The sequence below is a fragment of the Pseudomonas sp. ABa2 genome (assembly GCF_056676075.1).
This window is the reverse complement of sequence record NZ_CM155239.1, coordinates 2,579,086-2,603,081: the sequence shown is the minus strand read 5'-3', so window position 1 is coordinate 2,603,081 and position 23,996 is coordinate 2,579,086. Positions and strand designations below refer to the sequence as shown.

Here is a 23,996-nt window from a genome sequence, read left to right as displayed (position 1 = left end):
GTAGGGTGTCGCGGGGCCACCTAGGCCGTGCGCACCATGGTTCGTGTCATTGATTAACCCGCATTATCGGAGCCAGCCATGCTGCCCAACGAAGAACAACTACTGATCCGCGACATGGCCCGCCAGTTCGCCCAGGAACGGCTAAAGCCTTTCGCCGCCGACTGGGACCGCGAGCATCGCTTCCCGGCCGAGGCCATTGCCGAGATGGGCCAGCTGGGCTTTATGGGCATGCTGGTGCCGCAACAGTGGGGCGGCGCCGAGACCGGCCACCTGGCCTACGCCATGGCCCTGGAGGAAGTCGCCGCTGGCGATGGCGCCTGCTCCACCATCATGAGCGTGCACAACTCGGTGGGCTGCATGCCGATCCTGAAATACGGCAGCGAAGAGCAGAAACAGCACTTTCTCCGCCCGCTGGCCGAAGGCAGCATGCTCGGCGCCTTCGCCCTGACCGAACCGCAGGCCGGCTCCGACGCCAGCGACCTGCGCACCCGCGCGCGGCGCGACGGCGGGCACTACGTGCTGAGCGGCGCCAAGCAGTTCATCACCTCCGGCAACCACGCCGGCATGGTCATCGTCTTCGCCGTCACCGACCCGGGGGCCGGCAAGAAGGGCATCAGCGCCTTTATCGTGCCGACCGACACGCCCGGGTTCTCGGTGGTGCGGGTGGAGGACAAGCTCGGCCAGCACGCCTCGGACACCTGCCAGATCCAGCTCGACGAAGTGCGCATCCCGGCCGAGCTGCGCCTGGGCGAGGAGGGCGAGGGTTACCGCATCGCCCTGGCCAACCTGGAAGGCGGGCGCATCGGCATCGCCGCGCAGGCGGTGGGCATGGCCCGCGCCGCGTTCGAAGCGGCGCGCGACTACGCCCACGAACGGGTCACCTTCGGCAAGCCGATCATCGAGCACCAGGCGGTGGCCTTTCGCCTGGCCGACATGGCCACCCAGATCGCCGTGGCGCGGCAGATGGTGCACCACGCCGCCAGCCTGCGCGAAGCCGGCCTGCCATGCCTGACCGAGGCCTCGATGGCCAAGCTGTTCGCCTCGGAGATGGCCGAGCGGGTCTGTTCGGCGGCGATCCAGACCCTGGGTGGTTACGGCTACCTCAAGGACTTCCCGGTCGAGCGCATCTACCGCGACGTGCGCGTGTGCCAGATCTACGAGGGTACCAGCGACGTGCAGCGGATGGTGATTGCGCGCGGTTTGTAGGCGCCGGCTGCCGTAGGGTGCGCCGGGGCTGACGCCATAGGCTCAGAGAATCGACCCTCTCCCCCAACCCCTCTCCCACAAGTGGGAGAGGGGAGCAAATCCGCGTGGTGATCGAGCATTGGTGCCAGGCCAGGCGGTGCGCGCGACTCAGGCGGCCCCGCGACGCCCTGCGGGACGTCGTGCGACCTAATCGAACCGGTACTGCACCCCCGCACCGACATACCAGGCCCGTTCCGGCCCGGGCTCGTAGTAGCGGCCGTTGCTCTCGCCGACTATCACCGAGCCGATGTACTGGCGGTCCAGCAGGTTGTCGATGCGCAGCACCTGGTTGAAGGTCAGCGCGCCGAGTTGCTGCTCGAAGCGTGCCTGCCAGTTGAACAGGGCGTAGCTGGGCGCGGCCTTGGCGGCGTTGCTGTCCTCGACATACAGCTTGCTGCGGTACAGCCCTTCGAGGGCGGTGCTGAAACCCTCGCGCGGCTGCCAGGCCAGTTCGCCATACAGGGTGCTGGCGGGGATGCCGGGCAGGCGATTGCCAGACGCGATCGGCCGGCCGCCGCTGGCGAAGTCCTGGCTGTAGACGGCCTCGATATGGCTGTAGGCGAGGTTGCCGCGCAGGGTTTCGCTCAGTTGGCTTGCCACCGTCAGCTCCACGCCGCGGCGGCGGGTCTGTGCGGCGTTCTGAAAGCGCGTGCGGCCGCCGCTGGCCGATTCCACCACCAGCTCGTCGTCGGTGTCGATCTGAAACAGCGCCAGTTGCAGGTCGCTGGCCTGGCCGAGGCGGGCCTTGAGGCCGATTTCGGCCTGCTCGCTGGTGGCCGGTTGCAGGTCGAAGCCGAAACCGTTGTCGGGACCGGAGTACGACAGTTCGTTGAGCGTCGGCGTCTCCAGGCCCTTGCCCCAGCTGGCGTACAGATTCAGCTCCGGCAGCAGCGCGTAGCTGGCGCCTAGGGTCGGGGTCAGCTCGCGGTAGGTGACCGCGCCGCCATCGTCGCCATTGCTCAGGAAGCGGTCGTCCACCTCGAACCGCACTTCGTTGTGGCGCAGGCCGGCCTGCAGGTCGAGCTTGCCCAGTTGCCAGGCGGCCTGGACATAGGGCGACAGGCTGCTGACCTCATCGCGCTCGTCGCGGCGCAGGTTGCCCTTCACCCCCAGGGTGCTGCCGACGAAGTTCTCAAAGCCCTGGCGGTCGTCGCGGGAATGGTCGTAGTCCAGGCCGGCGGTCAGGGTCAGCAGGCTGCTGCCCAGGTCGAAGGGCTGGATCCAGCGGTTGCTGGCGCCGAAGAAGCGCCGCTCGAAGTCGATCACTCCGCCTGAGTGGGACGGGTTGGCCTGCACCGCCACCGGGATCGACTGGTACTGGATCACCCGCCGGATACCGCTGTACAGGGTGCTCTGCCAGGTGCCGGCGGCGAAGCTGCGCTCGTAATTCAGGCCAAGCTGCTGGTGATCCACCGTCTTGCGCGTATTGAACGCCAAAGCGCTGGGGGCGGCGGCGCGACGGTCGGCCTGCACCTGTTGCCAGGTCAGGCCCTGCGGGTCCTGAGTGTCGTTCTGGTCGAGCTGATTGAAGCTCAGGCTGAGCTTGCTGGCATCGTCCGGGTACAGGGTCAGCTTGGCGAAGCTCTTGTCGAGGATGGCGCCGCTGTGCTCGCGATAACCGTCGGTCTCGAAGTGCGAGCGGTTGAGGATAAAGCCGGCCTGGTCGTTGCCGCCCTCGGCACTGACTCGCGTGCGGCTGGTGCCGAAAGCCGCCTGCGAGGTATCGAGCGATACCCTCGGTGCGCCTTCGCCATCGCGCGAGAACAGCTGGATCACTCCGCCGGAGTTGCTGCCGTAGACGCTGGCAAAGGGGCCGCGCAGCACCTCGATGCGCTCCAGGGTATCGAGGTCGAAGGTCGCCGCCTGGCCTTGGCCGTCGGGGTTGGACAGTGGCACGCCATCGGCCAGCAGCTTGACACCGCGAATGCCGAAGGCCGAGCGGGCGCCGAAGCCGCGCGAAGACAGCTGCAGATCCTGGGCGTAGTTCTGCCGGTTCTGCACCACCAGGCCGGGCACGCTGCCGAGCGCCTCGGACAGGTTGACCCCCGGCTTGCCCAGGGTGGCCTGCTCGGCATCGATGCGGTTGACCGAGAAGGGCAGGCGCCAGCCGCTGGCCTGGTAACGGCTGCCGGTGACCACCAGCGGTTCGGCCTGGTAGTCGGGCACGTTCTCGGCCTGCGCGGCCAGCGGCAGCAGCAGGGAGGCAAGCCAGGGGCGAGGGCGGAATGGGGTCATGGTCGAGGGATCTTCTGCGGTCGCTATCCCGCGATGGTGACCGCAGCAGCGGACCGCGGGCTAGAGTCGCTGCGCCGCCTGGCGCAGAAATGCTCTACGAAATGTTGCCGCAATAGGGTTGTCGAACGATTTGGATAGCGCTAACATCCGGCCAAACAATGAGCGGCACCACGTCGATGGCGCCCTGGAGTTCCCATGCAGCAACAGCCTTTCGCACTGCCTGCCCGCACCACATTGGTGGTCATGGGCGTCAGCGGCTCCGGCAAGAGCGAGATCAGCCAGGCGGTGGCCACCGCGCTCGGCTGGCGCCATATCGAAGCCGATCACTTCCATCCCCGCGAGAACGTCGAGCGCATGCGCGCCGGCATCCCCCTGAGCGACGACGACCGCAGCCACTGGCTGGACGCCCTGAGCGAGCAGATGCTGGCCGCCCAGGCGGCGGGCGAGGGCTTCGTGCTGGCCTGCTCGGCGCTCAAGCGCGCCTACCGCGAGCGCCTGCGCGCGGCGGTGCCGGGGCTGCAGTTCGTGCATCTTCAGATCGACCAGGCCACCGCGCTGCAGCGAGTCGGCGCGCGTCCCGGGCATTTCATGCCCACCTCGCTGGTCGACAGCCAGTTTGCCACCCTCGAAGCGCCGGCCGGCGAACCCCAGGTGCTGACCCTGGATGCGGCCGCCAGCCGCGAGGCGCTGCTGGCGGATATCTGCGCCTGGTTGCGCCGCGATCTGCCGGAGGCCGGCTCGGGCGCCGATGCCGCTGGTTCGACGACAGAATTTGATAGCGCTAACCATGCCGCGCAGCTGGGCGCCGAACCCATCTACGAGGGCCGTCTGGCGCGGCTGTTCGACCGCCTCACCGACGGCCTGATGGCGACGCTGATGGCCTTCATGGTGCTGGCGGTGTTCGCCAACGTGGTGCTGCGCTACGCCTTCGGCACCGGCTGGGCCGGGGCCGAGGAACTGTCGCGGCTGGCCTTCGTCTGGCTGGTGTTCGTCGGCGTGGCCTCGAGCATGCGCCGCGGCGAGCTGATGACCTTCCGCATGATCCGCGACCGCTTCCCGCAGTCTGCGCAACGTCTGCTGGACTCGCTGAGCTGGCTGCTGGTGGCCGGCGCCAGCCTGCTGGCGGCCTGGGGCGCCTGGATGCAGGTGCAGTTCGGCTGGGGCAACCACAGCACCGTGGTCGGTTATCCGGTGGTGCTGGCCATGGTGCCGGTGCTGGCCTGCATGACGGTGCTGGCCGTCCTCGCCCTGGTGCAACTGATCAACCTGTGGCGCCGCGCGCCGCAGGCAAGCCTGGCTCACGCGCAAGTCGATTGAGGCTGCGTCATCACTAACAAGAACGGGCACTGCCCACCGAGGACCTGCCGATGACCGTCGCCGTCTTCCTTTCATCCCTGCTGGGCTTCATGGCCTTCGGCATGCCCATCGCCTTCGCCCTGATCCTCACGGCGGCGCTGCTGATGTGGTACCTGGACTTCTGGGACGTGCAGTTGCTGGCGCAGAACCTGCTCGCCGGCGCCGACAGCTTCCCGCTGCTGGCCGTGCCCTTCTTCATCCTGGCCGGCGAGCTGATGAATGCCGGCGGCATCTCCAAGCGCATCATCGCCATGGCCCAGGCCTATTTCGGCCACCTGCGCGGCGGCCTCGGCTACGTCGCCATCGCCGCCGCGGTGCTGCTGGCGAGCATGTCCGGCTCTGCCCTGGCCGACACCGCGGCGCTGGCCACCCTGTTGCTGCCGATGATGCGCCAGCGCGGCTACCCGCTGCATTCCTCGGCCGGCCTGGTGGCCGCCGGCGGCATCATCGCGCCGATCATCCCGCCGTCGATGCCCTTCGTGATCTACGGTGTGGTCACCAACACCTCGATCAGCCAGCTGTTCATGGCCGGCCTGGTGCCGGGGCTGATCATGGGCGCCGGGCTGATCGTCGCCTGGAGCCTGATCGCTCGCGGCTTCACCGAGCCGACCCCGGCCAAGGCCAGCGCCGCCGAGCGTCGTCGCGTGCTGGTCGACGGCGCCGCGGCGCTGATGCTGCCGGTGATCATAGTCGGCGGCCTGCGCTTCGGCATCTTCACCCCGACCGAGGCGGCGGTGGTCGCCGCGGTCTACGCCCTGGCGGTGTCGACCCTGCTGTACCGCGAGCTGAGCTGGGCCAGCCTGATGGAAACCCTGACCCGTGCCAGCCGCACCACCGCCTCGGTGATGTTCCTCTGCGCCGCCGCCACGGTATCGGCCTACATGATCACCCTGGCCCAGTTGCCGGATGAGATCGGCGCCATGCTCGGGCCGCTGGCCGACCACCCGCAACTGCTGGTGCTGGCGATCATGCTGCTGATGATCGCGGTGGGCATGGTCCTCGACCTGACCCCGACCATCCTCATCCTCGCCCCGGTGCTGGCGCCGATCGCGATCAAGGCTGGGGTCGACCCGGTGTACTTCGGCGTGATGTTCGTGCTGATCGGCTCCATCGGCCTGATCACCCCGCCGGTGGGCACCGTGCTCAACGTGGTCGGCGGCATCGGTCGGCTGCGCATGGAGGTACTGGTGCGCGGGGTGATGCCGTTCTTCCTGATCTACCTGGGCATCGTCGCGTTGCTGATCGCCTTCCCGGCCATCGTCACCGTGCCGCTGACCTGGCTGCGCTGATTCGCCCCAACCGGCGCGGGCGCGCCGGCTTCGTTCACAACAATAAGAGGTAGTTCCGATGAAACGTCCGCTGCTCGCCATCCTCACCGCTGCCCTGCTGTGCAGCCCGCTCGCCGCCGTCAGCGTCCACGCCGACGAAGTCCGCTCGCGGATGATCCGCTTCGGCTACGGCCTCAACGAGAACAGCAACCAGGGCCGCGCGGCCAAGCTGTTCGCCGAGGAGGTGGCCAAAGCCTCGGACGGCAAGCTCAAGGTGCGCACCTTCGGCGCCGCCAGCCTGGGTTCGGACGACCAGATGCAGAGCGCGCTGATCGGCGGCGCCCAGGAAATGATGGTCGGCTCCACCGCCACCCTGGTCGGCATCACCAAGGAAATGGCGGTGTGGGACACGCCCTTCCTGTTCAGCAGCGCCGAGCAGGCCGACGCCGTGCTCGACGGCCCGGTCGGCCGCCAGGTGATGGACAAGCTGCAGGAGAAGGGCCTGGTTGGCCTGGTGTACTGGGAGAACGGTTTCCGCAACCTGACCAACAACGCCCGGCCGATCAGCAAGCTGGAGGATTTCGCCGGCATCAAGCTGCGCGTGATGCCCAACCCGGTGTTCCTCGAGACCTTCAAGCTGATGGGCGCCAACGCCGTGCCGCTGCCGTTCTCCGAGCTGTTCACCGCGCTGGAGACCAAGGCCGTGGACGGTCAGGAAAACCCGTTCAACACCATCCTCTCCTCGAAGTTCTACGAGGTGCAGAAGTACCTGACCGTGACCAACCACGTTTACAGCCCGTGGATTCTCACCGTGTCCAAGCGCTGGTGGGACGGCCTGTCTGCCACCGAGCAGAACATTCTCATGGAGGCGGCGCAGAAGGCGCGTGACTTCGAGCGCCAGGACACCCGCGCCGAGGCCGCCCGCGCCCTGGCCGAACTGAAGGACAAGGGCATGCAGATCAACGAAGTGGACGCCGCCGAGGTGCAGCGCATGCGCGAGCAGGCCGCCCCGGCGATCCAGAAGGTGGTCGAGACGGTCGGCCAGCAGCTGTTCGATCAGGTGCAGGCCGAGGCCGCCAAGGCTGCCTTGTAAGTTTCGCGGGGCACGTTGGGACGGCCGCTCCTTGCATGGTGGTGGCCTCCCGGGCGGCGTGTCCCGCGCTTTATCCGCTGGCGAGGCTGGTAGAATCCCCGCCAGACCATCTCTGGAGGCGCTATGAGTCAACGTCGTCGCCGTTCCGCCGAACGCGTCACCCTGTCGGATGTGGCCAAGGCCGCCGGCTGCTCGCTGATGTCCGCCTCGCGTGCGCTGTCGCAGCCGGGCAGGGTCTCCGACGCCCTGCGCGAGCAGGTGATGCGCGCGGCCAAGGCGCTGGGCTACGTGCCCAATCCGGCGGCGCGGGCGCTGGCCAGCTCGCGCTCGAACCTGGTGGCGGTGGTGATTCCCTCGCTGTCGAACTCGGTGTTCGTCGATACCGTCGAGGCGATCCAGCGGGTGCTGATGCCGGCCGGCTTCGAAATGATGATCGGCGTCAGCCATTACCGGGTCGAGGAGGACGAGCGCCTGCTGCGCTCCTACCTGGCGCACCAGCCGGCCGGCCTGCTGGTCACCGGCTTCGAGCGCAGCGACGCGGCGCGCGAGATCCTCGGCGCCAGCAGCTGCCCGCTGGTGACCCTGATGGAGCTGAGCGACGAGCCGGAGGACTACTGCGTCGGTTTCTCCCAGGTCGAGGCCGGCGCCGCCATGACCCGCGCCCTGGTCCAGCGCGGCTACCGGCATATCGCTTTCGCCGCCGCCCAGCTCGACCCGCGCACCCTGCAGCGCGCCGAGGGCTACCGCCAGGTGATGCGCTACCTCAACCGTTACGACCCGGCGCTGGAGCTGCTCACCCCCGAGCTGTCGTCCATCGGCCTCGGCGCCGAGCTGCTCGACCGCCTGCTGGCGCAGCAGCCGCAGATCGATGCGGTGTTCTTCAACAACGACGACCTGGCCATGGGCGCGCTGTTCCGCGCTCGTCAGCTGGGCCTCGAGGTGCCGGGGCGGCTGGCCATCGCCGGCTTCAACGACCTGCCGGCGGCGGCCTGGATGCACCCGGCGCTGAGCACGGTGCGCACCACCCGCGGGCGCATCGGCGAGTTGGCGGCGAACATGCTGCTGGCCTTGATGCGCGGCGAGACGCCCGAGCAGCACTGCATCGACGTCGGCTTCGAACTGGTGATGCGCGACAGCACCTGAGGGTAAGGGAGGCCGTGCCGGGTAGGTTGGCGCTGAGCGCAGCGAAGCCCAACGGGGGAGCGCAACACGCTCCGCCCGACGATCCGGCGGCCCGGACTCAGCCGCCGCTCGTATTTCTGCCAGCCTCGGCCAACTGCTCGGCCGCCTCCAGGCGCAGGCGCTCGCGTTCGTCGAAACGCTCCGCCGCCAGCGCCTCGATGGCGGCGCGCTTGTCGCCGCTGCTGAGCCCCTCGTTGGCCTGGATATGCGCCTTGGCGGCGAGATACTCATCGAGACGCTTCTGCCAGCCCTGGCGTTGGCTGTCCAGCGCCTCCAGGCGGGCGGTGGCCTCGGCGCCGACCAGCTGCTGGCGCAGCTGGCGAATCTGCGCGGCGCTGGCGCCTTCGGCCTGCAGGCGCGCGGTGTGCTGGCGCAGCTCCTGCTGCAGCTGCGGCAGCACCATGTCCTGCAGCTCCTCCGGCAGGCTGGCGCGCAGCCGGTCGACCGCCAGGCCCTTTTCCTCGTCGCTCAGTCCGGCGTCCTGGCGGATCGCCAGGCGCTCCAGGGTGAAGCGGTTGTAGCCTTCCTCGCGGGCGAAGAAGGCCTGATGGCTCTCGCTGTCGAACAGCCGCGCGCGCAGCGCCTGCACCGCCGCTTCGCGTTGGCGCATGGCGTCCAGGCTGGCCAGTTGCGGCAGGTCGCGCTCCAGCAGCACCAGCTCGCGCTTGTAGGCCAGGTACTGGTCGAGCAGCGCCTGCGCGCGGGCCCGGGCCGGTTCCTGCAACTGGCCGTCGATATAGCCGCGCAGACGCGCGACGCTGGCGTCCAGGCTCTCCTCGCCGAGGCTGGCGAGGAAGTAGTCGAAAATACGCCGAATGTCTTCGCTGACGATCAGGTTGCCGGCGGCATCGACGCGAAAGCGGCCGTCCACCTCGGTGCCGACGAAGGATGCCGGCAAGCCGAGAGCGGCGGCTTTTCTCGCCGGCGTGACGGGCGCGGGCAGCGCTTGCTGCAGCGCGGGTGGCGCCGCCGGTGGCGGGGTTTCCCCGCTGGTCGCGGGTGGATTGAACCGATCGGGCAGATGCCCGGGCTCGAGATAGAGCATCGACGCCAGGCAGACGGTGAACAGCAGGGGCAACAGCAACAGGGCTTTGTTCACGGCAGATTCCACTACGGCGTCCGGGCCGGATGACCCCGGCCCGGACTTTGGCTCAGAGCCCGGCGTTCTTCAGGCGGTTGGCATGCTGGCGGTAGACGGTCACCGGATCGGTCTCGAACAGGCTGGTCAGGCCCAGGGTCTGGTTGACCTCGTCGAGGTGGTTCATCCGGTAGTTGTCGCGGATCACCTGGCCCATGCGCGAACTGCAGCGGCCGACCAGGCCGTCGTTGGCTTCGCTGCCGAAGGTCAGCGCGCTGGCGCCCAGCAGCAGGTCGCTGGGGTCGAGCAGGTTGGTCAGCGGGCTGGTGCCGCTCCAGGAGTAGTAGCGCACGCCGTTCACGCTGTAGGCGCCTTCGCCGCAGGCGCTGGTGGGAATGCCCTGCGGGAACTTGGCGTTGAAGCGCGCCGCGCCCTCGCTGTTGAGCGACTCCAGCGAACCGAGGGCGTTCTGCGGGGTGGTGCTGGGGCTGCCGGAGAGAAAGTTGATCAGCGCGCCGAGGCCATTGACGATGCCCGCCAGCAGCGGGGTGGCGACCGGGCCGGCGGGGCCGTCGCTGATGCCCTTGAGGAAGTCGGCGGTGGCCGAGCCCTTGTGCGGCGCGCCGACGCTGGTGACCGAGGCGACCAGGTCCGGGCGCACGGCGGCGACGTAGCGGGTGGTGGGGCCACCGTGGCTGTGACCGATCAGGTTGACCTTGGCCTTGCCGCTGATGGCGACGATGTCCTCGACCTGCTGCAGCAATTGCTCGCCGCGCGCTTCGGAGGTGTCCAGCTGGCTGACTTCGGTGACGTAGACGCTGGCGCCGTCGCGGCGCAGGGCGGCGGGAATGCCGTACCAGTAGTCGACGCCGAGGATGCTGTCGAAGCCGAGCATGCCGTGGCCGAGGACGATGGGGTACTGGGTCTGGGTATAGCCGGACGAGCCGAACCAGAAGGCCTGGGTCTGGCCGCTGGCGAGCAGGCCGGCGCCGAGGCAGAGGGCGAGCAGGGTCTTGTTCTTGTTCATGGGCGCTCTCGATGGGTGTGTTGAGGTGCGTCCTGCAACAAAATCGCGCCCATCCCGTGGCACGTACGGCACGAGGGAGATGGCAGGAAACATGCCATTGCCGAGTTTTCCAGACTAACCCCTCTATCGCGGCACTTTTCCCGAGATTGCCCTGTTTTGCCGGCGAGATTGCCCAGGCTTTGCTGTTACGGGGCGCTACGCCCGGTTGGGGTCGCAGGCCGCAACGGCCACTGGCCGAGCAGGCGATAGCGGCTGCCGTGGCCGTCATATTCCGAGCAAAACAGGGCGAACTGCCGCAGCGGCCAATCGAAGGTTGGGGCGGCGCCGGCCGGCGGCTGCGGGTAATGCCGCGCCAGCGTCAGGTGCGGGCGGAAGGCGCGCGGCTCCAGTTCGAAACCGGCGCCGCTCAGGCGTGCGTGCAGCTGCCGCCGCAACTCGTCCAGCGCCTGCGGCACCCGGCTGGGCGCCAGGTGCAGCACGCCGCCGCGCCAGCGGCCGAGGCGATCCAGGCGCAGTTCGCAGCCTGCGCCCGGCAACTGCGCGGCGAGGCTCAGCAGCGGCGCCAGGCAGCTGGCCGGCTGTGCACCGAGAAAGGCCAGGGTCAGGTGCAGGTCGGCGGCATCGACCGGCCTGCCGCCGGGCGCTTCGCGCTCACGCCAGGCGCAGATCGCCGCGGCCAGCGGCGGCGGGCAGGGCAGGGCGAAGAACAGGCGCAACTGGTCGGCGGTCATGGCGCTTGGCCGGTGGTGGCTCGCCTTGACAGTATCGCGCGGGCTTCTCTAGGATGCGCGCTGCGCCGATTTAAACAGCTACTTGCGGGGCGCCACAGGGTGAAGTTTCCAGCACCCGAAATTCCGCTAAAGCGCTGGTTCGGTGTCGCCTCCCACCGCTGCCCAGCGGGATTTTTGAGGCGGAGACTCGAGCATGACCTGTCCCCAACCGCACATTCGCCTGGCCCCCATCACCTCGGGGCTGTTGCTGCGCAACCCGCGCATCCTGCTCGGCGGCAATCACCAACCGACCCTGCTGCGTTACCTCGACGGCTGGCCCAAGCGCTGGAGCGGGCCGCGTACCTTCCGTATCCAGTTCGTGCAGCGCGGCGAGTCGCTGGCGCGCTTTCCGCGCGACAGCTTCGACCTGGCGGTGGTCCAGGCGCCCAGCGCCGATGCCCTGACGGAAACGGTCGCCGAGCTGATACGGGTGGCGCGCCAGGGCCTGATTACCCGGCGGTAGGGAGTCTCAGGGGTAGTCGATCTCGACTATGTAGCAGGTCTTCTCGCCGCTCGGGCTGTGCACCCGCACCTCGGCGTCCAGCGGCTTGCCCACCAGCGCGCGGGCCAGCGGCGAGTCGATGCTGATCAGCCCCTGTTTCAGATCCAGCTCGTCCGGACCGACGATGCGGTAGCGCGACTGTTCGCCGTCTTCGTCCTCGATGGTGACCCAGGCGCCGAAATAGACCTTGTTCGGGTCCGAGGGTCTGTCGCTGACCACCTTGAGCTTTTCCAGGCGTTTGCTCAGAAAGCGCACGCGGCTGTCGATTTCGCGCAGCATCTTCTTGCCGTAGGTGTACTCGGCGTTCTCCGAGCGGTCGCCCTGGGCGGCGGCCTCGCTGACGGACTGGGTCACCTGCGGCCGGCGCACGTGCCACAGCTCGTGCAGTTCGGCGCGCAGGCGCGCCTCGCCTTCCGGGGTGATCAATGGCGTGCCGGCGGGGCGAGGGGGGCGGTAACGGCTCATGGCATCTCGGAATGATTGGAGAGGCGGCAAGTCTAGGGGCTGCCGTCGTTTCGTCGCAAATGCTCCGTCGGGGCAGGCACTCCTAGCGGCGACGGTCGCAGCGCAGAGCCCTTCCGGGTCCTTCCTCAGTCAACCCTCGCGCAGCACGCTTAGCGGGCTGGCATTGAGCGCGCGGCGGGTGCCGAGCACGCCGGCGGTGCCCACCAGCAGGGCACCGATCAGCGGCAACAGCAGCAGCCAGGGGTGCGGTTGCCAGCTCATGTCGAAGGCATAGCGATACAGCAGGAAGCTCACCAGTTCGCAGCCCAGTGCGGCGAGCAGGCCGGCGGCGGCGCCGAGCAGGCCGAATTCGGCGCGCCGGGCGCTGACCAGCAACTGGCGTTCGGCACCCAGGGCGCGCAGCAGGGCGCCCTGGCGGATGCGTTCGTCGAGCGTCGCCTGCAACCCGGCGAGCAGCACGGTGATGCCGGCGGCGAGGACGAACAGCAGCACGTACTCGATGGCCAGGGTGACCTGGGCGAGGATGCTGCGCAGCTGCGCCAAGAGCGCGTCGACCTGCAGCAGGGTGACGCTGGGGAAGGCGCGGCTGAGCGTCACCAGCTCGGCGTCCTGACCCGGCGGCAGGTAGAAGCTGGTCAGGTAGGTGGCCGGCAGGTCCTGCAGGGTCTGTGGCTCGAAGATCATGTAGAAGTTGGGCTGGAAGCTGTCCCAGTCCACCTCGCGCAGGCTGCTGACCTGCGCCTCGCGTTCGATGCCGCCGACGTTGAAGCGCAGACGGTCGCCCAGCTCGAGTTGCAGGCTCTCGGCCAGTTCGGCTTCCACCGACACCCCCGGCAGCTCGCTGGCATGCGCCGCGCCCCACCAGCGGCCGCTGGTGATCTGGTTGTCCGCGGGCAACTGTTCGGCCCAGGTCAGGCTGAGGTCGCGCTGGATCGCCCGTTCGCCGCGGCTCTCCTTGCTTACCAGCTGACGCACCGGCTCGTCGTTGATCGTCACCAGGCGGCCCGGCACCACCGGGTAGAGCGGAGCCGGATGCGGCGAGAGTTCGGCCAGGCGCGCGGCGAAGGCGTCGCGTTCGGCCGGCAGCACGTTGAGGGCGAAGTGGTTGGGTGCGTCTTCCGGCAACTGGTCCTGCCAGGTGTCGAGCAGTTCGCCGCGCAGCAGGGCGATCAGCGCCATGGCCAGCAGGATCAGGCCGAAGGCCAGCGACTGGCCGGCGGCGGCCAGCGGGTGACGCAGCAGTTGGCCGAGGCCCAGACGCCAGGGCAGGGCGGCGCGTTGCAGCAGACGACGCAGGCTCTGCAGGCCGAGCAGCAGCAGGCCGCCGAGCAGCAGGGCGGCGAGCAGGCCGCCGCCGAGCAGCGCCAGGGTCAGGCGCAGATCCAGGCTCAGGCGCCACATGATCAGACCGAGCGCCAGCAGCGCCGCGCCGTACACCAGCCAGGAGCTGGCCGGCACCGGCAGCAGGTCGCGGCGCAACACTCGCAGCGGCGGCACACGGCCCAGCGCGGCCAGCGGCGGCAGGGCGAAGCCAGCCAGCGCGACCAGGCCGGTGGCCATGCCGGCCAGGGCCGGCCAGACGCCGGCCGGCGGCAGGTCGTCGGGGATCAGCCCGCGCAACAAATGGAACAAGACGTGCTGGCCGAGCCAGCCGAGCAGGGCGCCCAGCAGGCAGGCGAGCAGGCCGAGCAGCGCCAGCTGCAGGGCAAATAGCGTCAGCGCTTCACGGCGCGACAGGCCCAGGCAACGCAGCAGCGCGCTGGCGTCGAAACGGCGGGCGGCGAAGCGCGCCGCCGACAGTGCCACGGCCACCCCGGCGAGCAGCACGGCGGCCAGGCTGGCCAGATTCAGGTAGCGCTCGGCACGGCCCAGCGCACTGCCGACCTGGCGATTGCCATCGCGAGCATCCTCCAGGCGCTGGTTGGGTTCGAGGCTGGTCTGCACCGCCTGACGGTAGGCGGCCAGCACCTCGGCATCGCCGCGCCACAGCTCGCGAAAGCGCACGCGGCTACCCGGTTGCACCACTTCGGTGGCAGCCAGATCGTCCAGGTGCATCAGCACCCGCGGGGTCAGGCTGTAGAAGTCGCCGGCGCCGTCCGGATCGTAGGTCAGCACGCGGGTCAGGCGCAGGCGCTTGGCGCCGATCTCGAGCTCGTCGCCGATCTGCAGGCCCAGGGCGGCCAGCAGACGCGTCTCGGCCCAGGCTTCGCCGGGCGCCGGACCCGCGCCAGGCTCTTCCGGCTGATAGGGGGCGGCAGCACTTTTCAGTTCGCCACGCAGAGGGTAGGCGTCGCTGGCGGCCTTGACGCTGGCCAGCTGAATGCCGTCGTCGGCGGCGACCACGCTGGAGAATTCGACTATCTGCGCGTGATCCAGGCCCAGGCGGGTGCCGGCTTCGATCTGTTCGGGTTTGGCCTGCGTGCTGCCGCTCAGGCGCAGGTCGGCGGCGAGAAATTCGCTGGCGCGCAGCAGCATGGCGTCGTTCAGCCGAGCGCTGAAGTAGCCGATGGCGCTGCTGGCGGCCACTGCCACCAGCAGGGCGAAGAACAGCACGCGCAGCTCGCCGGCGCGGGCGTCGCGCAGCAACTGGCGGGTGGCCAGTGCCAGCAGGCGAGTAAGCGGTACGCGGTTCATCAGGGTTCCACGCGGTCGATCAGGTGGCCGGCCTCCAGACGGATCAGGCGTTGGCAGCGATGGGCCAGACGTTCGTCGTGGGTGACCAGCACCAGGGTGGTGCCGCGCTCCTGGTTGAGCTCGAACAACAGGTCGCTGATGCGCTCGCCGGTGTGGCTGTCGAGGTTGCCGGTGGGCTCGTCGGCGAACAGCACGTCCGGCTCGGCGGCGAAGGCGCGGGCGATGGCCACCCGCTGCTGCTCGCCGCCGGACAGCTGGCGTGGGTAGTGCGACAGGCGCTGGCCCAGGCCGACCCGCTCGAGCAGGGCGCGGGCGCGCTGGCGGGCGTCGCCATGGCCTTCGAGCTCCAGCGGCAGCATGACGTTCTCCAGCGCGTTGAGGCTGTCGAGCAACTGGAAGGACTGGAAGACGAAGCCGACATGCTCGGCGCGCAGGCGTGCGCGCTGGTCTTCGTCGAGTTCGCCGAGGTCCTTGCCGGCCAGCAGCACGGTGCCGCCGCTGGGCAGGTCGAGCCCGGCGAGCAGGCCGAGCAGGGTGGATTTGCCCGAGCCGGAGCTGCCGACTATGGCCAGGCTGTCGCCTTTGGCCAGGTTCAGGTCGAGGTCGTGGAGGATGGTCAGCTCGCCTTCCGCGCTCTCGACCACTTTGCTAAGGTTCCGCGCAGCGAGAATGCTCGAAGTCATGGAGATTCCAATGCGTGCATGGTGGCTGAGTGGTGCCTTGGCCCTGCTGTTCTGGGTCCAGGGGGCGGTTGCAGGCACCCTGCTTGTGGTCGGCGATAGTATCAGCGCGGCTTTTGGCCTGGATAGCCGCCAGGGCTGGGTCGCGTTGCTGGAACAACGCCTGCAGGAGGAGGGTTTCGACCACAGGGTGGTCAACGCTTCGATCAGCGGCGATACCAGCGCAGGCGGCGCCGCACGGCTGTCTGCGCTGCTTGCCGAGCACCAGCCCGCGCTTGTGATCATCGAGCTGGGCGGCAACGATGGCCTGCGTGGCCAGCCGCCTGCGCAATTGCAACAGAATCTTGCATCGATGATCGAGCAGTCCCAGGTCGCCGGGGCGCGCGTGCTGCTGCTCGGCATGCGTTTGCCGCCCAACTACGGCGCCCGCTACACCCAGGCCTTCGCCCAGGTGTTCGCCGACCTGGCGCAGGACAAGCAGGTGCCGCTGGTGCCGTTCTTCCTCGAAGGCGTTGGCGGCGTGCCAGCGATGATGCAGGCCGACGGCATCCACCCCACCGCGGCGGCGCAGCCGCTGCTGCTCGATAACGTCTGGCCGGCGCTGAAACCGCTGCTCTGAGACTTTTCCGCCCCAAGCCTTTCGGCTAATGTGGCCGGCCCGCCATGGAGCCCCAGATGCCGCGTCTCGCCTGGTCCCTGTATGCCTATCAACTGATCGAGCCGGACGAGCAGCTGGATCTGTTCGCCTGCCGCGAGGTGCGCCTGCACCTGGTCGCCCGCCAGTTGCGCCTGGGCGGCCATGCCGACCGTACCCTGTGCGGCGGTTTGCTGCCGGCGCAGCCGCGCTGGCGGGCACTGGACAAACCCTTGTTGCGCGACCGGCGCCTGTGTCCGGCCTGCCTGGCCACGTTCGAGGCCCAGCGCCAGGGGCTGTACTCGAACTGGGCGGATGGCTGACGGCTGCCCTGGGCTCGAACGGCGGTGTACAATCGCTGCACTTCTAGTCAACCCATCAAGGATTCCCGGATGTTGTCGCGATTCTCTGCGGTCAACCGTTGCCTGACCCTCATGGCGCTGTGTACCAGCGCCGCGGTGCAGGCGCTCGAACTTCCCCTGCCGCCGCCCGGCGAAGACGTGGTCGGTCAGGTGCAGGTGATCAAGGCCAAGTACGAGGATACCTTCGCCGATCTGGGAACCACCCACGACCTGGGCTACCTGGAGATGGTCGCGGCCAACCCCGGGGTCGACCCCTGGCTGCCGGGCGAGGGCACCGAGATCGTCCTGCCGACGCGCTACGTCCTGCCGCCGGGCCCGCGCGAAGGCATAGTGATCAACCTGGCCGAGTACCGTCTGTACTACTACCCGAAAGGCCAGAACGTGGTGCATACCTTCCCCCTCGGCATTGGCCGCGAGGGCTGGGGCTCGCCGCTGGGCACCGGACGCATCACCGCGAAGACGCCGAACCCGGCCTGGTATCCGCCCAAGTCGATCCGCGAGGAGCATGCCGCCGAAGGCGATATTCTGCCCACCGTGGTGCCGCCGGGGCCGGACAACCCGCTGGGGCCGTACAAGATGGGGCTGTCGTTTCCGGGCTACCTGATCCACGGCTCGAACAAGAAGTTCGGCATCGGCATGCGCGTCAGCCATGGCTGCTTCCGCATGCTCAACCACAACGTGCTGGAGCTGGCGGACATGGCGCCGGTGGGGACGCCGGTGCGCATCCTCAACGAGCCTTACAAGTTCGGTGTGAGTGGCGGCAAGGTCTATCTGGAGGCCCATGCGCCGCTGGACGACGAAGGCGCGCCCTCGGTCGTCGACAAGCACACGGCGGTGATCAATACCCTGCTCAAGCGCGAGGAACTCAGCGGCCTGCGCCTGGACTGGGAGATGGTCCGCGAAGTGGTGGCTTCGGAAGACGGCCTGCCGGTGCCGATCGCCGCCCAGGGCGACAACGTGGTGGCGAGCAGCGCTAACCCGTTCTAACGCGATCTGTGCCGAACAGCCCGCCCGCACTTGTGCCGGCGGGCTTTTTATTGCTGGTAGTGTGCGTGCAGCGGCCAATAAAAAAGCCGACCCAGTTGCCTGGGGCGGCTTTCTAAAAGCCGGTCGCCTATTACTTGCGGCTGGCTTTTTCCAGCATGCGCAGAGCGCGCTCGTTGGCTTCGTCAGCGGTCTGCTGAGCCTTCTGAGCGGCAGCCAGAGCTTCATCGGCCTTGCGGTAGGCTTCGTCGGCACGGGCTTGAGCGCGGGCAGCTGCGTCTTCGGTAGCAGTCAGACGAGCTTCGGTTTCTTTGGACATGCTGCTGCAACCGGTAGCCAGAACTGCGGCCAGAGCCAGAGCAGAGAATTTCAGAACGTTGTTCATCGTGTTCCCCTTGAGGTGGAGTTTTCCATAAAAGCAATTCCCCAACTGCGGGAAATTAGCCGGCCTACATACTACCTATTACTTTTAGTAAGTAAACGGAGGGCGAGCAAGAGTTGCGTGTTTTTTTACTGGCTGAGTCGTTTTCAGGTCAGTGGCTATGCTCTTTGGATAAAAAATAGCCAACTCCGATGCTGTTAGGACGTGCTCGCGGCCAAGCTGTTATAACTGTCGCGCAAGGACTACAACAATAAGGGCGGGGACGAAGATGTTGGGTAACTTGGGGTTGTTGCTGGGCTTGGCGTTGCTTATCTACATGGCGCTGCGTGGGGTGAACATTTTCATTGCGGCGCTGGTCTGCGCCATGCTGGTGGCCTTGACCAACGGCGTGGCCGTGCCCAAGGCTTTGCTCGAGCACTTTCCGTTCGGCCCGCTGGGCGCATTCACCTTCGCCGGCAAGTTCTTCGTGCTGTTTCTCTGCGGCGCCATCTTCGGCAAGGTCATGGCCGCCAGCCAGGCCGCCGGCAGCATCGCCCAGGCGATCACCCGCGGCCTCGGCACCCAGCGCACCCTGTGGGTGGCCATGCTGGTCTGCGCGGTGCTGACCTACGGTGGCGTGGTGGTGTTCGTGGTGATCTTCACCATGTACCCGCTGGGCATCACCCTGATGCGCGAGGCCAACCTGCCCAAGCGCCTGTTCTGCGCGGCGACGGCCCTGGGCGCGGGCACCTTCACCATGACTGCCTTACCGGGGTCGCCGTCGATCCATAACGTGATCGCCGCCAGTGCCCTGGGTACCGATCTGTTCGCCGGGGCCTGGATCGGCGTGTTTGCCAGCCTGCTGATGATCGGCCTGGGCATGGCCTATCTGCAGCGCGAATGGCGCCTGGCGCGCGAGCGGGGCGAGGGTTTCGAGGCCAACGCCCAGGATGCGCGCATGGAGCAACTGGCCGGCACACCGGGAACCGGGCCGCACTGGGGCATGGCGCTGGTGCCGATCGTCGTGGTGCTGGGCATCATCCTGCTGCCGCGTCTGCTCGCCTTGTCCGGCGCGGTCGCACCCGGCGAGGGCGCCCTGGGCGGGCTGCTGGCGTTCAGTCAGGCGCAACCGATTCTCTGGCCGAGCCTGGCGCTGGTGCTGGCCACCGGAGTGGCGGTGCTGATGTTCCCAACCTTGCGTCGCAACACCCTGGGTGTGCTGGGGCAGGGCGCCGACGACGCGATCATGCCGCTGCTCAATACCGCGGCGGTGATCGGCTTCGGCGGCGTGGTGACGCAGACCGCGGGTTTCGCCCAGTTCGCGCAATGGATACTGGCGGTGGACCTGCCGCCGCTGCTCTCGGTATTCGCCTCGGTCAGCGTGGTGTCCGGCATCGTCGGCTCCTCCTCCGGCGGCCTGCAGATCTTCATGCAGACCCTGGCGCCGCGTTATCTGGAAATGGGCGTGGAGCCGGAGGTGCTGCACCGTATCGCCAATATCGCCGCCGGTGGCCTGGATTCGCTGCCGCACTGCGGGGCGGTGATCGCCATGCTGATGATCATGGGCCTGACCCACAAACAGGCCTACAAGGATATCTTCGTCATCACCGTGCTGATCCCGGTGCTGGCCGTGCTGCTGTGCATCGCGGTCTTGAGCCTGTGATTGCGCATGACTGGGCGGTCTTTGGCCTGATAAGCTGTCGGCTCGCGCCGCCGAGACGAGGCGCGGGGATTTGCGCTTTCGGTAAAGCGTAGGTATGAAATACGGATGTGCCGCGACAGGCTCGCGGCTAGAGGAGTGAAGATGAGCGAGGGGTTGTCCATTCACCACGATCAGGCGGGTCACCAGTTCGTGACGTCCGTTGACGGTGATCGTGCCTACCTGGCCTATATGGACCTCGGTAAGCAGACCCTGGACATCTATCGCACCTTCGTCCCCAACGCCCTGCGCGGTCGCGGCATCGCCGCGGCGCTGACCGAGCACGCCTTGCGCTACGCCGAGGGCAAGGGCTACACGGTGATTCCGTCCTGTTCCTACGTCGAGCGTTATATGGAGCGTCGGTCGCGCCACCAGGCCGGCTGAGGCCGAACGCGGATATGAAAACGCCGGGCATCGCCCGGCGTTTTCGTTTGCGCGGCTGCCGAATCAGCCGCGTTGACGCTTGGGCAGCACGTCCTTGAGCTTGGCGTGCATGCTGCGCAGGCTCTTCTCGGTGGTGTCCCAGTCGATGCAGGCATCGGTGATGGACACGCCGTACTTGAGGTCGCAGAGATCCTTGGGAATCGACTGGTTGCCCCAGCCCAGGTGGCTCTCGACCATCAGGCCGACGATGGAGTTGTTGCCTTCGAGAATCTGATTGGCGACGTTTTCCATCACCAGCGGTTGCAGCGCCGGGTCCTTGTTGGAATTGGCGTGGCTGCAGTCGACCATGATGTTCGGGCGGATGCCGGCTTTGGTCAGTTCCTGCTCACAAATGGCAACGCTGACCGAGTCGTAATTGGGCTTGCCGTTGCCGCCGCGCAGCACCACATGGCCGTAGGCGTTGCCCTTGGTGGTGACGATGGATACGCCGCCTTCCTGGTTGATGCCGAGGAAGCGGTGCGGGCTGGACACCGACTGCAGGGCGTTGATCGCCACGGTCAGGCCGCCGTCGGTGCCGTTCTTGAAGCCGACCGCAGACGACAGGCCCGAGGCCATTTCGCGGTGGGTCTGGGATTCGGTGGTGCGCGCGCCGATGGCCGACCAGCTGATCAGGTCCTGCAGGTATTGCGGGGAAATCGGGTCGAGCGCCTCGGTGGCGGTGGGCAGGCCCATCTCGGCCAGGTCGCGCAGCAGCTGGCGACCGATGTGCAGGCCATCCTGGATCTTGAACGAGTCATCCAGGTAGGGATCGTTGATCAGGCCTTTCCAGCCGACCGTGGTGCGCGGCTTCTCGAAGTACACGCGCATGACCAGGAACAGGCTGTCGGACAGTTCGGCGGCCAGCACCTTGAGGCGCTCGGCGTATTCGTGGGCGGCCTTGATGTCGTGAATCGAGCAGGGGCCGACCACCACGAACAGGCGATGATCCTTGCCGTCGAGGATGTCGCGCACCACCTGGCGACCGTGGGCCACGGTCTTCAGCGCGGCATCGGTCAGGGGAATCTCGCGTTTCAGCTGATCGGGGGTGATCAGGGTTTCGTTGGAGGCGACGTTGAGGTCGTCGATCGGTAAATCAGCCATCGTGCTATTCATCGGGTCAGGTCGTCAGGTCACGGGTGCCGGCCGCCAGCGATCCCCTGTGGCGGTGCACAGCTAGTTGGCGCAGGGGGAGGCCGAACCTTAGCGCGTAAGGGGCTTCGCGACAATGGGCGGTAGGTGCAATGAGGCCTATAGAGGGGGCGCATCAGGCCAGATAGGGAAATTGCGCGGCGTGCTTGGCGATCCATTCGCGGGCGCAGTGTTCGATGGCCATGGGCTGGCCCGTCTCCTGCTCCAGTTGCTGGCGGTAATGCTGGATTTGGCACACCTGCTCGACCATGCGCGCACGGAACAGGGTGTCCTCGTCGAGGAAGGCGATGCCCACCAGATAGTCTTCAGCCTGGCGGCGACACCAGGCGACCACACCGGGGTAGCGCGCCTGTTCGCCGAACAGGGGAATGCGCAGTTCCACCGAGGTGCCGCGGCGAAAGCCGCGCGTCGAGTTGCACGCCACCCCGCCGAGGCTGATATTGTTCAGCCGTTGCCGCGGAATGCAGGCCTGTCTGCGCAATACCAGTTCCACCGGCATGTCGCTTGGATGACGCAGAAACTTACGCATGAGCACCGACCTCGAATGCAGGCAAACTGATATCAGTGATTTCAGTATAGCGACGCAATTGGAACTGACCGATCTGGATGCGGACCGCCGCCTGCTCGATCTGCCCGGCACCTCGCTACTACTCTTCACAAGCACGGGCTGTGCCAGTTGCCGCTGGGCGCGTCGGGTGCTGCCGGCCATGCCCTTGCCGGTGGCGCGCCTGTGCTGGGTCGACGCCGGGCACAACGCCGGTCTGGTGACGCGCTACGAGGTTTTTCACCTGCCGGCGCTGTATCTGATCCGCGACGGTCAGTTCTTTGGCGCGCTGCAGGCGCGCCTGACCCCCACCGATCTTGTTGCCGCCATGGGCGAAGCGCTGCGTCGCCCGGCTGAGGAGCTTCCCTGATGTCTCAATCCCCCGCGCCGCGCATCGGCATCATCGGCACCGGTGCCATCGGCGGTTTTTATGGCCTGCTGCTGGCGCGCGCCGGCTACGACGTGCATTTTCTCCTGCGCAGCGAATATGCCGCGGTGGCCGAGCGCGGCCTGCAGCTCAACAGCGCGGTGCATGGCGCCCTGCAGCTGGCACCGGTGCAGGCCTATCGCAATGCCGGTGACATGCCGCCCTGCGACTGGCTGCTGGTCGGTGCCAAGACCACCGCCAACGCCGAGCTGGCGCCGTTGATCACCCAGGCGGCGGCGCCCGGCGCCAAGGTGGTGCTGCTGCAGAACGGCCTGGCGGTGGAGGACGAGCTGCGTCCGCTGCTGGCGGACGACCTGCATTTGCTCGGCGGGCTCTGCTACATCTGCGTGCACCGCATCGGTCCCGGGGCGATCGAGCACCAGGCGCTGGGGGCGATCAACCTGGCCTATCACTCCGGGCTGGCGGCGGAGGGCGAGGCGCGCCTGGCGCTGGCCGAGGAGGGGGCGGGCATGTTCCGCGGCGCCGGGCTGGATTCCGCGGCCATGCCCAACCTGGCCCAGACACGCTGGCAGAAGCTGGTGTGGAACGTGCCCTACAACGGCCTGTCGGTGCTGCTCGATGCCGACACCCGCCAGCTGATGGGCAACCCCGACAGCCGCGCGCTGATTCGCGACCTGATGCTGGAAGTGGTGCAGGCCGCTCAGGCACTCGGCCACGGCATGCCGGACAACTACGCCGACAAGCTGCTGGCGGCCACCGAACGGATGCCCGATTATCTGCCGAGCATGTACCACGATTTCGCCCAGGGGCGGCCGGCCGAACTGCATGCCATCTACGAGGCGCCTCTGGCGGCCGCGGCGGCGGTCGGTTGCGACATGCCCAGGGTCCGCGCGCTGTATCAGGCGCTCAGCTTCATTCAGGCGCGTCGGGAGGCCTAGGCCATGGGCAAGGGATTGGGCGACAAGCTGGTGCTGGCGATTTCCTCGCGGGCCTTGTTCGACTTGAGCGAGAGCCACCAGATCTACGAGAGCGATGGGGTGGAAGCCTACCGCCGCTACCAGATCGAACACGAGGACGAGGTGCTGATGCCGGGCGATGCCTTTCCCCTGGTGGAAAAGCTGCTGGGGCTCAACCAGCGCCTCAGCGAGCAGCGTGTCGAGGTGATTCTGGTCTCGCGCAACAGCGCCGACACCGGCCTGCGCGCCTTCAACTCGATCCAGCATTACGGCCTGGGCATCTCCCGCGCGGCTTTCGTCGGCGGCCGCAGTCCCGATCCCTACCTGGCGGCCTTCGGCTGCCACCTGTTCCTGTCGACCCATGCCGATGACGTGCGCAATGCATTGAAAGCCGGCTTTGGCGCGGCAACCCTGCTTTCCGGCGGTACCCGGCGGGCGAACAGCAACGAGCTGCGCATCGCCTTCGACGGTGATGCGGTGCTGTTTTCCGATGACTCCGAACGGGTTTACCAGAGTGGCGGTTTGCACGCCTTCCAGAGCCACGAGCGCGAGGCGGCGCGGCAGGCGCTGCCGGGCGGGCCGTTCAAGCCGTTTCTGGCGGCGCTGCACAGCCTGCAGCAGGAGTTCCCCGAGGTGGATTGCCCGATCCGCACCGCGCTGGTCACCGCGCGCTCGGCGCCGGCCCACGAACGGGTGATCCGCACCTTGCGCGAGTGGAACATTCGCCTGGACGAGTCCTTCTTCCTCGGCGGCCTGGACAAGTCGGCAGTGCTCGAAGCCTTCGCCGCCGACGTGTTCTTCGACGACCAGACCGGCCATTGCGAGAAGGCCCGTCAGGTGGTGGCGACCGGGCATGTGCCGCACGGGGTGAGCAACGAGCTGCAACCCTGAGCGGCTCGTCGCTATATAGCCATTCGTCCTAAATAGCGCCTCCGATCTTGCTTTGCCTGATGCGCTGCTA

Annotated in this window: 24 protein-coding genes; 14 read left to right on the top strand and 10 right to left on the bottom strand. The window is 67.7% G+C overall.

Going from position 1 to position 23,996, the window contains the following annotated elements; all coding sequences use genetic code 11:
* Nucleotides 1–78: 78 nt before the first annotated feature.
* On the top strand, nucleotides 79–1,206 hold the full coding sequence (locus AC1G9C_RS12695) for an acyl-CoA dehydrogenase family protein (RefSeq protein ID WP_480407731.1): 1,128 nt from the start codon (nucleotides 79–81) through the stop codon (nucleotides 1,204–1,206).
* 186 nt (nucleotides 1,207–1,392) lie between these two features.
* On the opposite strand, the gene AC1G9C_RS12690 is transcribed toward AC1G9C_RS12695, so the two are convergent.
* Nucleotides 1,393–3,480 (bottom strand): TonB-dependent receptor family protein, encoded by a 2,088-nt coding sequence (locus tag AC1G9C_RS12690; protein ID WP_480407730.1) that lies wholly within the window; start codon nucleotides 3,478–3,480, stop codon nucleotides 1,393–1,395.
* A 195-nt stretch (nucleotides 3,481–3,675) separates the two neighbouring features.
* Between AC1G9C_RS12690 and AC1G9C_RS12685 the strand changes: the two genes are divergently transcribed.
* From AC1G9C_RS12685 to gntR, 4 genes are all read left to right on the top strand, one after another.
* A complete protein-coding gene (locus AC1G9C_RS12685; RefSeq protein WP_480407729.1) occupies nucleotides 3,676–4,797 on the top strand; it encodes a gluconokinase, GntK/IdnK-type in 1,122 nt (373 codons plus the stop codon).
* Between the two features lie 50 nt (nucleotides 4,798–4,847).
* Nucleotides 4,848–6,125 (top strand): TRAP transporter large permease, encoded by a 1,278-nt coding sequence (locus AC1G9C_RS12680; protein WP_021446292.1) that lies wholly within the window; start codon nucleotides 4,848–4,850, stop codon nucleotides 6,123–6,125.
* 58 nt (nucleotides 6,126–6,183) lie between these two features.
* Complete coding sequence (locus AC1G9C_RS12675; protein ID WP_480407728.1) at nucleotides 6,184–7,197, top strand: TRAP transporter substrate-binding protein; 1,014 nt, start codon at nucleotides 6,184–6,186, stop codon at nucleotides 7,195–7,197.
* A gap of 123 nt (nucleotides 7,198–7,320) precedes the next feature.
* The gene (gene gntR / locus AC1G9C_RS12670; RefSeq protein ID WP_480407727.1) at nucleotides 7,321–8,340 is read left to right on the top strand and encodes an HTH-type transcriptional regulator GntR; all 1,020 of its coding nucleotides are present in this window, start codon (nucleotides 7,321–7,323) and stop codon (nucleotides 8,338–8,340) included.
* 97 nt (nucleotides 8,341–8,437) lie between these two features.
* Here the strand turns inward: gntR and AC1G9C_RS12665 are convergent, their stop codons facing one another.
* From AC1G9C_RS12665 to thpR, 3 genes are all read right to left on the bottom strand, one after another.
* Complete coding sequence (locus AC1G9C_RS12665) at nucleotides 8,438–9,478, bottom strand: lipase secretion chaperone (protein WP_480410379.1); 1,041 nt, start codon at nucleotides 9,476–9,478, stop codon at nucleotides 8,438–8,440.
* Between the two features lie 52 nt (nucleotides 9,479–9,530).
* Nucleotides 9,531–10,484, bottom strand: a complete 954-nt coding sequence (locus AC1G9C_RS12660) for an alpha/beta fold hydrolase (protein ID WP_480410378.1) — start codon at nucleotides 10,482–10,484, stop codon at nucleotides 9,531–9,533.
* Nucleotides 10,485–10,669: 185 nt separating this feature from the next.
* Nucleotides 10,670–11,215: an RNA 2',3'-cyclic phosphodiesterase gene (thpR, locus tag AC1G9C_RS12655; RefSeq protein WP_480410377.1), complete on the bottom strand. Its 546-nt coding sequence runs from the start codon at nucleotides 11,213–11,215 to the stop codon at nucleotides 10,670–10,672.
* A gap of 193 nt (nucleotides 11,216–11,408) precedes the next feature.
* Here thpR and AC1G9C_RS12650 point away from each other — a divergent pair, with 193 nt between their 5' ends.
* Nucleotides 11,409–11,717: a class I SAM-dependent methyltransferase gene (locus AC1G9C_RS12650; RefSeq protein ID WP_480410376.1), complete on the top strand. Its 309-nt coding sequence runs from the start codon at nucleotides 11,409–11,411 to the stop codon at nucleotides 11,715–11,717.
* A gap of 6 nt (nucleotides 11,718–11,723) precedes the next feature.
* Here AC1G9C_RS12650 and greB read toward each other — a convergent pair whose 3' ends face one another.
* The 3 genes from greB to AC1G9C_RS12635 all read right to left on the bottom strand — a co-directional run bounded on the left by greB (nucleotide 11,724) and on the right by AC1G9C_RS12635 (nucleotide 15,538).
* Nucleotides 11,724–12,221, bottom strand: a complete 498-nt coding sequence (gene greB / locus AC1G9C_RS12645) for a transcription elongation factor GreB (RefSeq protein ID WP_031304191.1) — start codon at nucleotides 12,219–12,221, stop codon at nucleotides 11,724–11,726.
* A gap of 129 nt (nucleotides 12,222–12,350) precedes the next feature.
* The gene (locus AC1G9C_RS12640; RefSeq protein WP_480410375.1) at nucleotides 12,351–14,855 is read right to left on the bottom strand and encodes an ABC transporter permease; all 2,505 of its coding nucleotides are present in this window, start codon (nucleotides 14,853–14,855) and stop codon (nucleotides 12,351–12,353) included.
* Nucleotides 14,855–15,538 (bottom strand): ABC transporter ATP-binding protein, encoded by a 684-nt coding sequence (locus AC1G9C_RS12635; protein ID WP_122109752.1) that lies wholly within the window; start codon nucleotides 15,536–15,538, stop codon nucleotides 14,855–14,857. Before AC1G9C_RS12635 ends, AC1G9C_RS12640 begins: the two co-directional genes overlap by 1 nt.
* A 10-nt stretch (nucleotides 15,539–15,548) precedes the next feature.
* Between AC1G9C_RS12635 and AC1G9C_RS12630 the strand changes: the two genes are divergently transcribed.
* The 3 genes from AC1G9C_RS12630 to AC1G9C_RS12620 all read left to right on the top strand — a co-directional run bounded on the left by AC1G9C_RS12630 (nucleotide 15,549) and on the right by AC1G9C_RS12620 (nucleotide 17,518).
* A complete protein-coding gene (locus AC1G9C_RS12630; RefSeq protein ID WP_480410374.1) occupies nucleotides 15,549–16,154 on the top strand; it encodes an arylesterase in 606 nt (201 codons plus the stop codon).
* Between the two features lie 56 nt (nucleotides 16,155–16,210).
* Nucleotides 16,211–16,492: a hypothetical protein gene (locus AC1G9C_RS12625; RefSeq protein WP_021445790.1), complete on the top strand. Its 282-nt coding sequence runs from the start codon at nucleotides 16,211–16,213 to the stop codon at nucleotides 16,490–16,492.
* 69 nt (nucleotides 16,493–16,561) lie between these two features.
* A complete protein-coding gene (locus AC1G9C_RS12620) occupies nucleotides 16,562–17,518 on the top strand; it encodes a L,D-transpeptidase family protein (protein WP_021445791.1) in 957 nt (318 codons plus the stop codon).
* A gap of 130 nt (nucleotides 17,519–17,648) precedes the next feature.
* Here AC1G9C_RS12620 and oprI read toward each other — a convergent pair whose 3' ends face one another.
* Nucleotides 17,649–17,900, bottom strand: coding sequence for an outer membrane lipoprotei OprI (oprI, locus tag AC1G9C_RS12615; RefSeq protein WP_003239826.1), 252 nt, complete (start codon nucleotides 17,898–17,900; stop codon nucleotides 17,649–17,651).
* A 265-nt stretch (nucleotides 17,901–18,165) separates the two neighbouring features.
* Here oprI and AC1G9C_RS12610 point away from each other — a divergent pair, with 265 nt between their 5' ends.
* Both AC1G9C_RS12610 and AC1G9C_RS12605 read left to right on the top strand, forming a co-directional pair.
* Nucleotides 18,166–19,539 (top strand): GntP family permease, encoded by a 1,374-nt coding sequence (locus tag AC1G9C_RS12610; RefSeq protein ID WP_480410373.1) that lies wholly within the window; start codon nucleotides 18,166–18,168, stop codon nucleotides 19,537–19,539.
* A 141-nt stretch (nucleotides 19,540–19,680) separates the two neighbouring features.
* The gene (locus tag AC1G9C_RS12605) at nucleotides 19,681–19,959 is read left to right on the top strand and encodes a GNAT family N-acetyltransferase (RefSeq protein ID WP_021445793.1); all 279 of its coding nucleotides are present in this window, start codon (nucleotides 19,681–19,683) and stop codon (nucleotides 19,957–19,959) included.
* A gap of 63 nt (nucleotides 19,960–20,022) precedes the next feature.
* Here the strand turns inward: AC1G9C_RS12605 and AC1G9C_RS12600 are convergent, their stop codons facing one another.
* Both AC1G9C_RS12600 and AC1G9C_RS12595 read right to left on the bottom strand, forming a co-directional pair.
* Nucleotides 20,023–21,099: a 3-deoxy-7-phosphoheptulonate synthase gene (locus AC1G9C_RS12600; RefSeq protein WP_021445794.1), complete on the bottom strand. Its 1,077-nt coding sequence runs from the start codon at nucleotides 21,097–21,099 to the stop codon at nucleotides 20,023–20,025.
* 163 nt (nucleotides 21,100–21,262) lie between these two features.
* Nucleotides 21,263–21,676 carry a PilZ domain-containing protein gene (locus AC1G9C_RS12595; RefSeq protein WP_021445795.1) on the bottom strand — a complete coding sequence of 138 codons (414 nt, stop codon included), beginning with the start codon at nucleotides 21,674–21,676 and terminating at the stop codon, nucleotides 21,263–21,265.
* On the opposite strand from AC1G9C_RS12595, the gene AC1G9C_RS12590 reads away from it, so the two are divergent.
* Genes AC1G9C_RS12590 through AC1G9C_RS12580 form a run of 3 tightly spaced genes read left to right on the top strand, consistent with a single transcriptional unit; the run spans nucleotide 21,675 to nucleotide 23,926 of the window.
* A complete protein-coding gene (locus AC1G9C_RS12590) occupies nucleotides 21,675–22,061 on the top strand; it encodes a YbbN family protein (protein WP_457787074.1) in 387 nt (128 codons plus the stop codon). The genes AC1G9C_RS12595 and AC1G9C_RS12590 overlap by 2 nt on opposite strands.
* Nucleotides 22,061–23,017, top strand: coding sequence for a putative 2-dehydropantoate 2-reductase (locus AC1G9C_RS12585; RefSeq protein ID WP_480410372.1), 957 nt, complete (start codon nucleotides 22,061–22,063; stop codon nucleotides 23,015–23,017). The genes AC1G9C_RS12590 and AC1G9C_RS12585 overlap by 1 nt, the downstream gene beginning before the upstream one ends.
* A 3-nt stretch (nucleotides 23,018–23,020) precedes the next feature.
* Nucleotides 23,021–23,926 (top strand): 5'-nucleotidase, encoded by a 906-nt coding sequence (locus AC1G9C_RS12580; RefSeq protein ID WP_480410371.1) that lies wholly within the window; start codon nucleotides 23,021–23,023, stop codon nucleotides 23,924–23,926.
* Nucleotides 23,927–23,996 lie beyond the last annotated feature (70 nt).

Excerpts from the sequence above, each read along its gene's own strand:
- AC1G9C_RS12660 (WP_480410378.1), bottom strand. The coding sequence starts at position 10,484 with ATGAACAAGAACAAGACCCTGCTCGCCCTCTGCCTCGGCGCCGGCCTG.
- AC1G9C_RS12640 (WP_480410375.1), bottom strand. The coding sequence starts at position 14,855 with ATGAACCGCGTACCGCTTACTCGCCTGCTGGCACTGGCCACCCGCCAG.
- gntR (WP_480407727.1), top strand. The coding sequence starts at position 7,321 with ATGAGTCAACGTCGTCGCCGTTCCGCCGAACGCGTCACCCTGTCGGAT.
- AC1G9C_RS12690 (WP_480407730.1), bottom strand. The coding sequence starts at position 3,480 with ATGACCCCATTCCGCCCTCGCCCCTGGCTTGCCTCCCTGCTGCTGCCG.
- AC1G9C_RS12680 (WP_021446292.1), top strand. The coding sequence starts at position 4,848 with ATGACCGTCGCCGTCTTCCTTTCATCCCTGCTGGGCTTCATGGCCTTC.
- greB (WP_031304191.1), bottom strand. The coding sequence starts at position 12,221 with ATGAGCCGTTACCGCCCCCCTCGCCCCGCCGGCACGCCATTGATCACC.
- AC1G9C_RS12605 (WP_021445793.1), top strand. The coding sequence starts at position 19,681 with ATGAGCGAGGGGTTGTCCATTCACCACGATCAGGCGGGTCACCAGTTC.
- AC1G9C_RS12630 (WP_480410374.1), top strand. The coding sequence starts at position 15,549 with ATGCGTGCATGGTGGCTGAGTGGTGCCTTGGCCCTGCTGTTCTGGGTC.
- AC1G9C_RS12580 (WP_480410371.1), top strand. The coding sequence starts at position 23,021 with ATGGGCAAGGGATTGGGCGACAAGCTGGTGCTGGCGATTTCCTCGCGG.
- AC1G9C_RS12600 (WP_021445794.1), bottom strand. The coding sequence starts at position 21,099 with ATGGCTGATTTACCGATCGACGACCTCAACGTCGCCTCCAACGAAACC.
- AC1G9C_RS12590 (WP_457787074.1), top strand. The coding sequence starts at position 21,675 with ATGAGCACCGACCTCGAATGCAGGCAAACTGATATCAGTGATTTCAGT.
- AC1G9C_RS12620 (WP_021445791.1), top strand. The coding sequence starts at position 16,562 with ATGTTGTCGCGATTCTCTGCGGTCAACCGTTGCCTGACCCTCATGGCG.
- thpR (WP_480410377.1), bottom strand. The coding sequence starts at position 11,215 with ATGACCGCCGACCAGTTGCGCCTGTTCTTCGCCCTGCCCTGCCCGCCG.
- oprI (WP_003239826.1), bottom strand. The coding sequence starts at position 17,900 with ATGAACAACGTTCTGAAATTCTCTGCTCTGGCTCTGGCCGCAGTTCTG.
- AC1G9C_RS12650 (WP_480410376.1), top strand. The coding sequence starts at position 11,409 with ATGACCTGTCCCCAACCGCACATTCGCCTGGCCCCCATCACCTCGGGG.
- AC1G9C_RS12610 (WP_480410373.1), top strand. The coding sequence starts at position 18,166 with ATGTTGGGTAACTTGGGGTTGTTGCTGGGCTTGGCGTTGCTTATCTAC.
- AC1G9C_RS12585 (WP_480410372.1), top strand. The coding sequence starts at position 22,061 with ATGTCTCAATCCCCCGCGCCGCGCATCGGCATCATCGGCACCGGTGCC.
- AC1G9C_RS12625 (WP_021445790.1), top strand. The coding sequence starts at position 16,211 with ATGCCGCGTCTCGCCTGGTCCCTGTATGCCTATCAACTGATCGAGCCG.
- AC1G9C_RS12595 (WP_021445795.1), bottom strand. The coding sequence starts at position 21,676 with ATGCGTAAGTTTCTGCGTCATCCAAGCGACATGCCGGTGGAACTGGTA.
- AC1G9C_RS12675 (WP_480407728.1), top strand. The coding sequence starts at position 6,184 with ATGAAACGTCCGCTGCTCGCCATCCTCACCGCTGCCCTGCTGTGCAGC.
- AC1G9C_RS12695 (WP_480407731.1), top strand. The coding sequence starts at position 79 with ATGCTGCCCAACGAAGAACAACTACTGATCCGCGACATGGCCCGCCAG.
- AC1G9C_RS12685 (WP_480407729.1), top strand. The coding sequence starts at position 3,676 with ATGCAGCAACAGCCTTTCGCACTGCCTGCCCGCACCACATTGGTGGTC.
- AC1G9C_RS12635 (WP_122109752.1), bottom strand. The coding sequence starts at position 15,538 with ATGACTTCGAGCATTCTCGCTGCGCGGAACCTTAGCAAAGTGGTCGAG.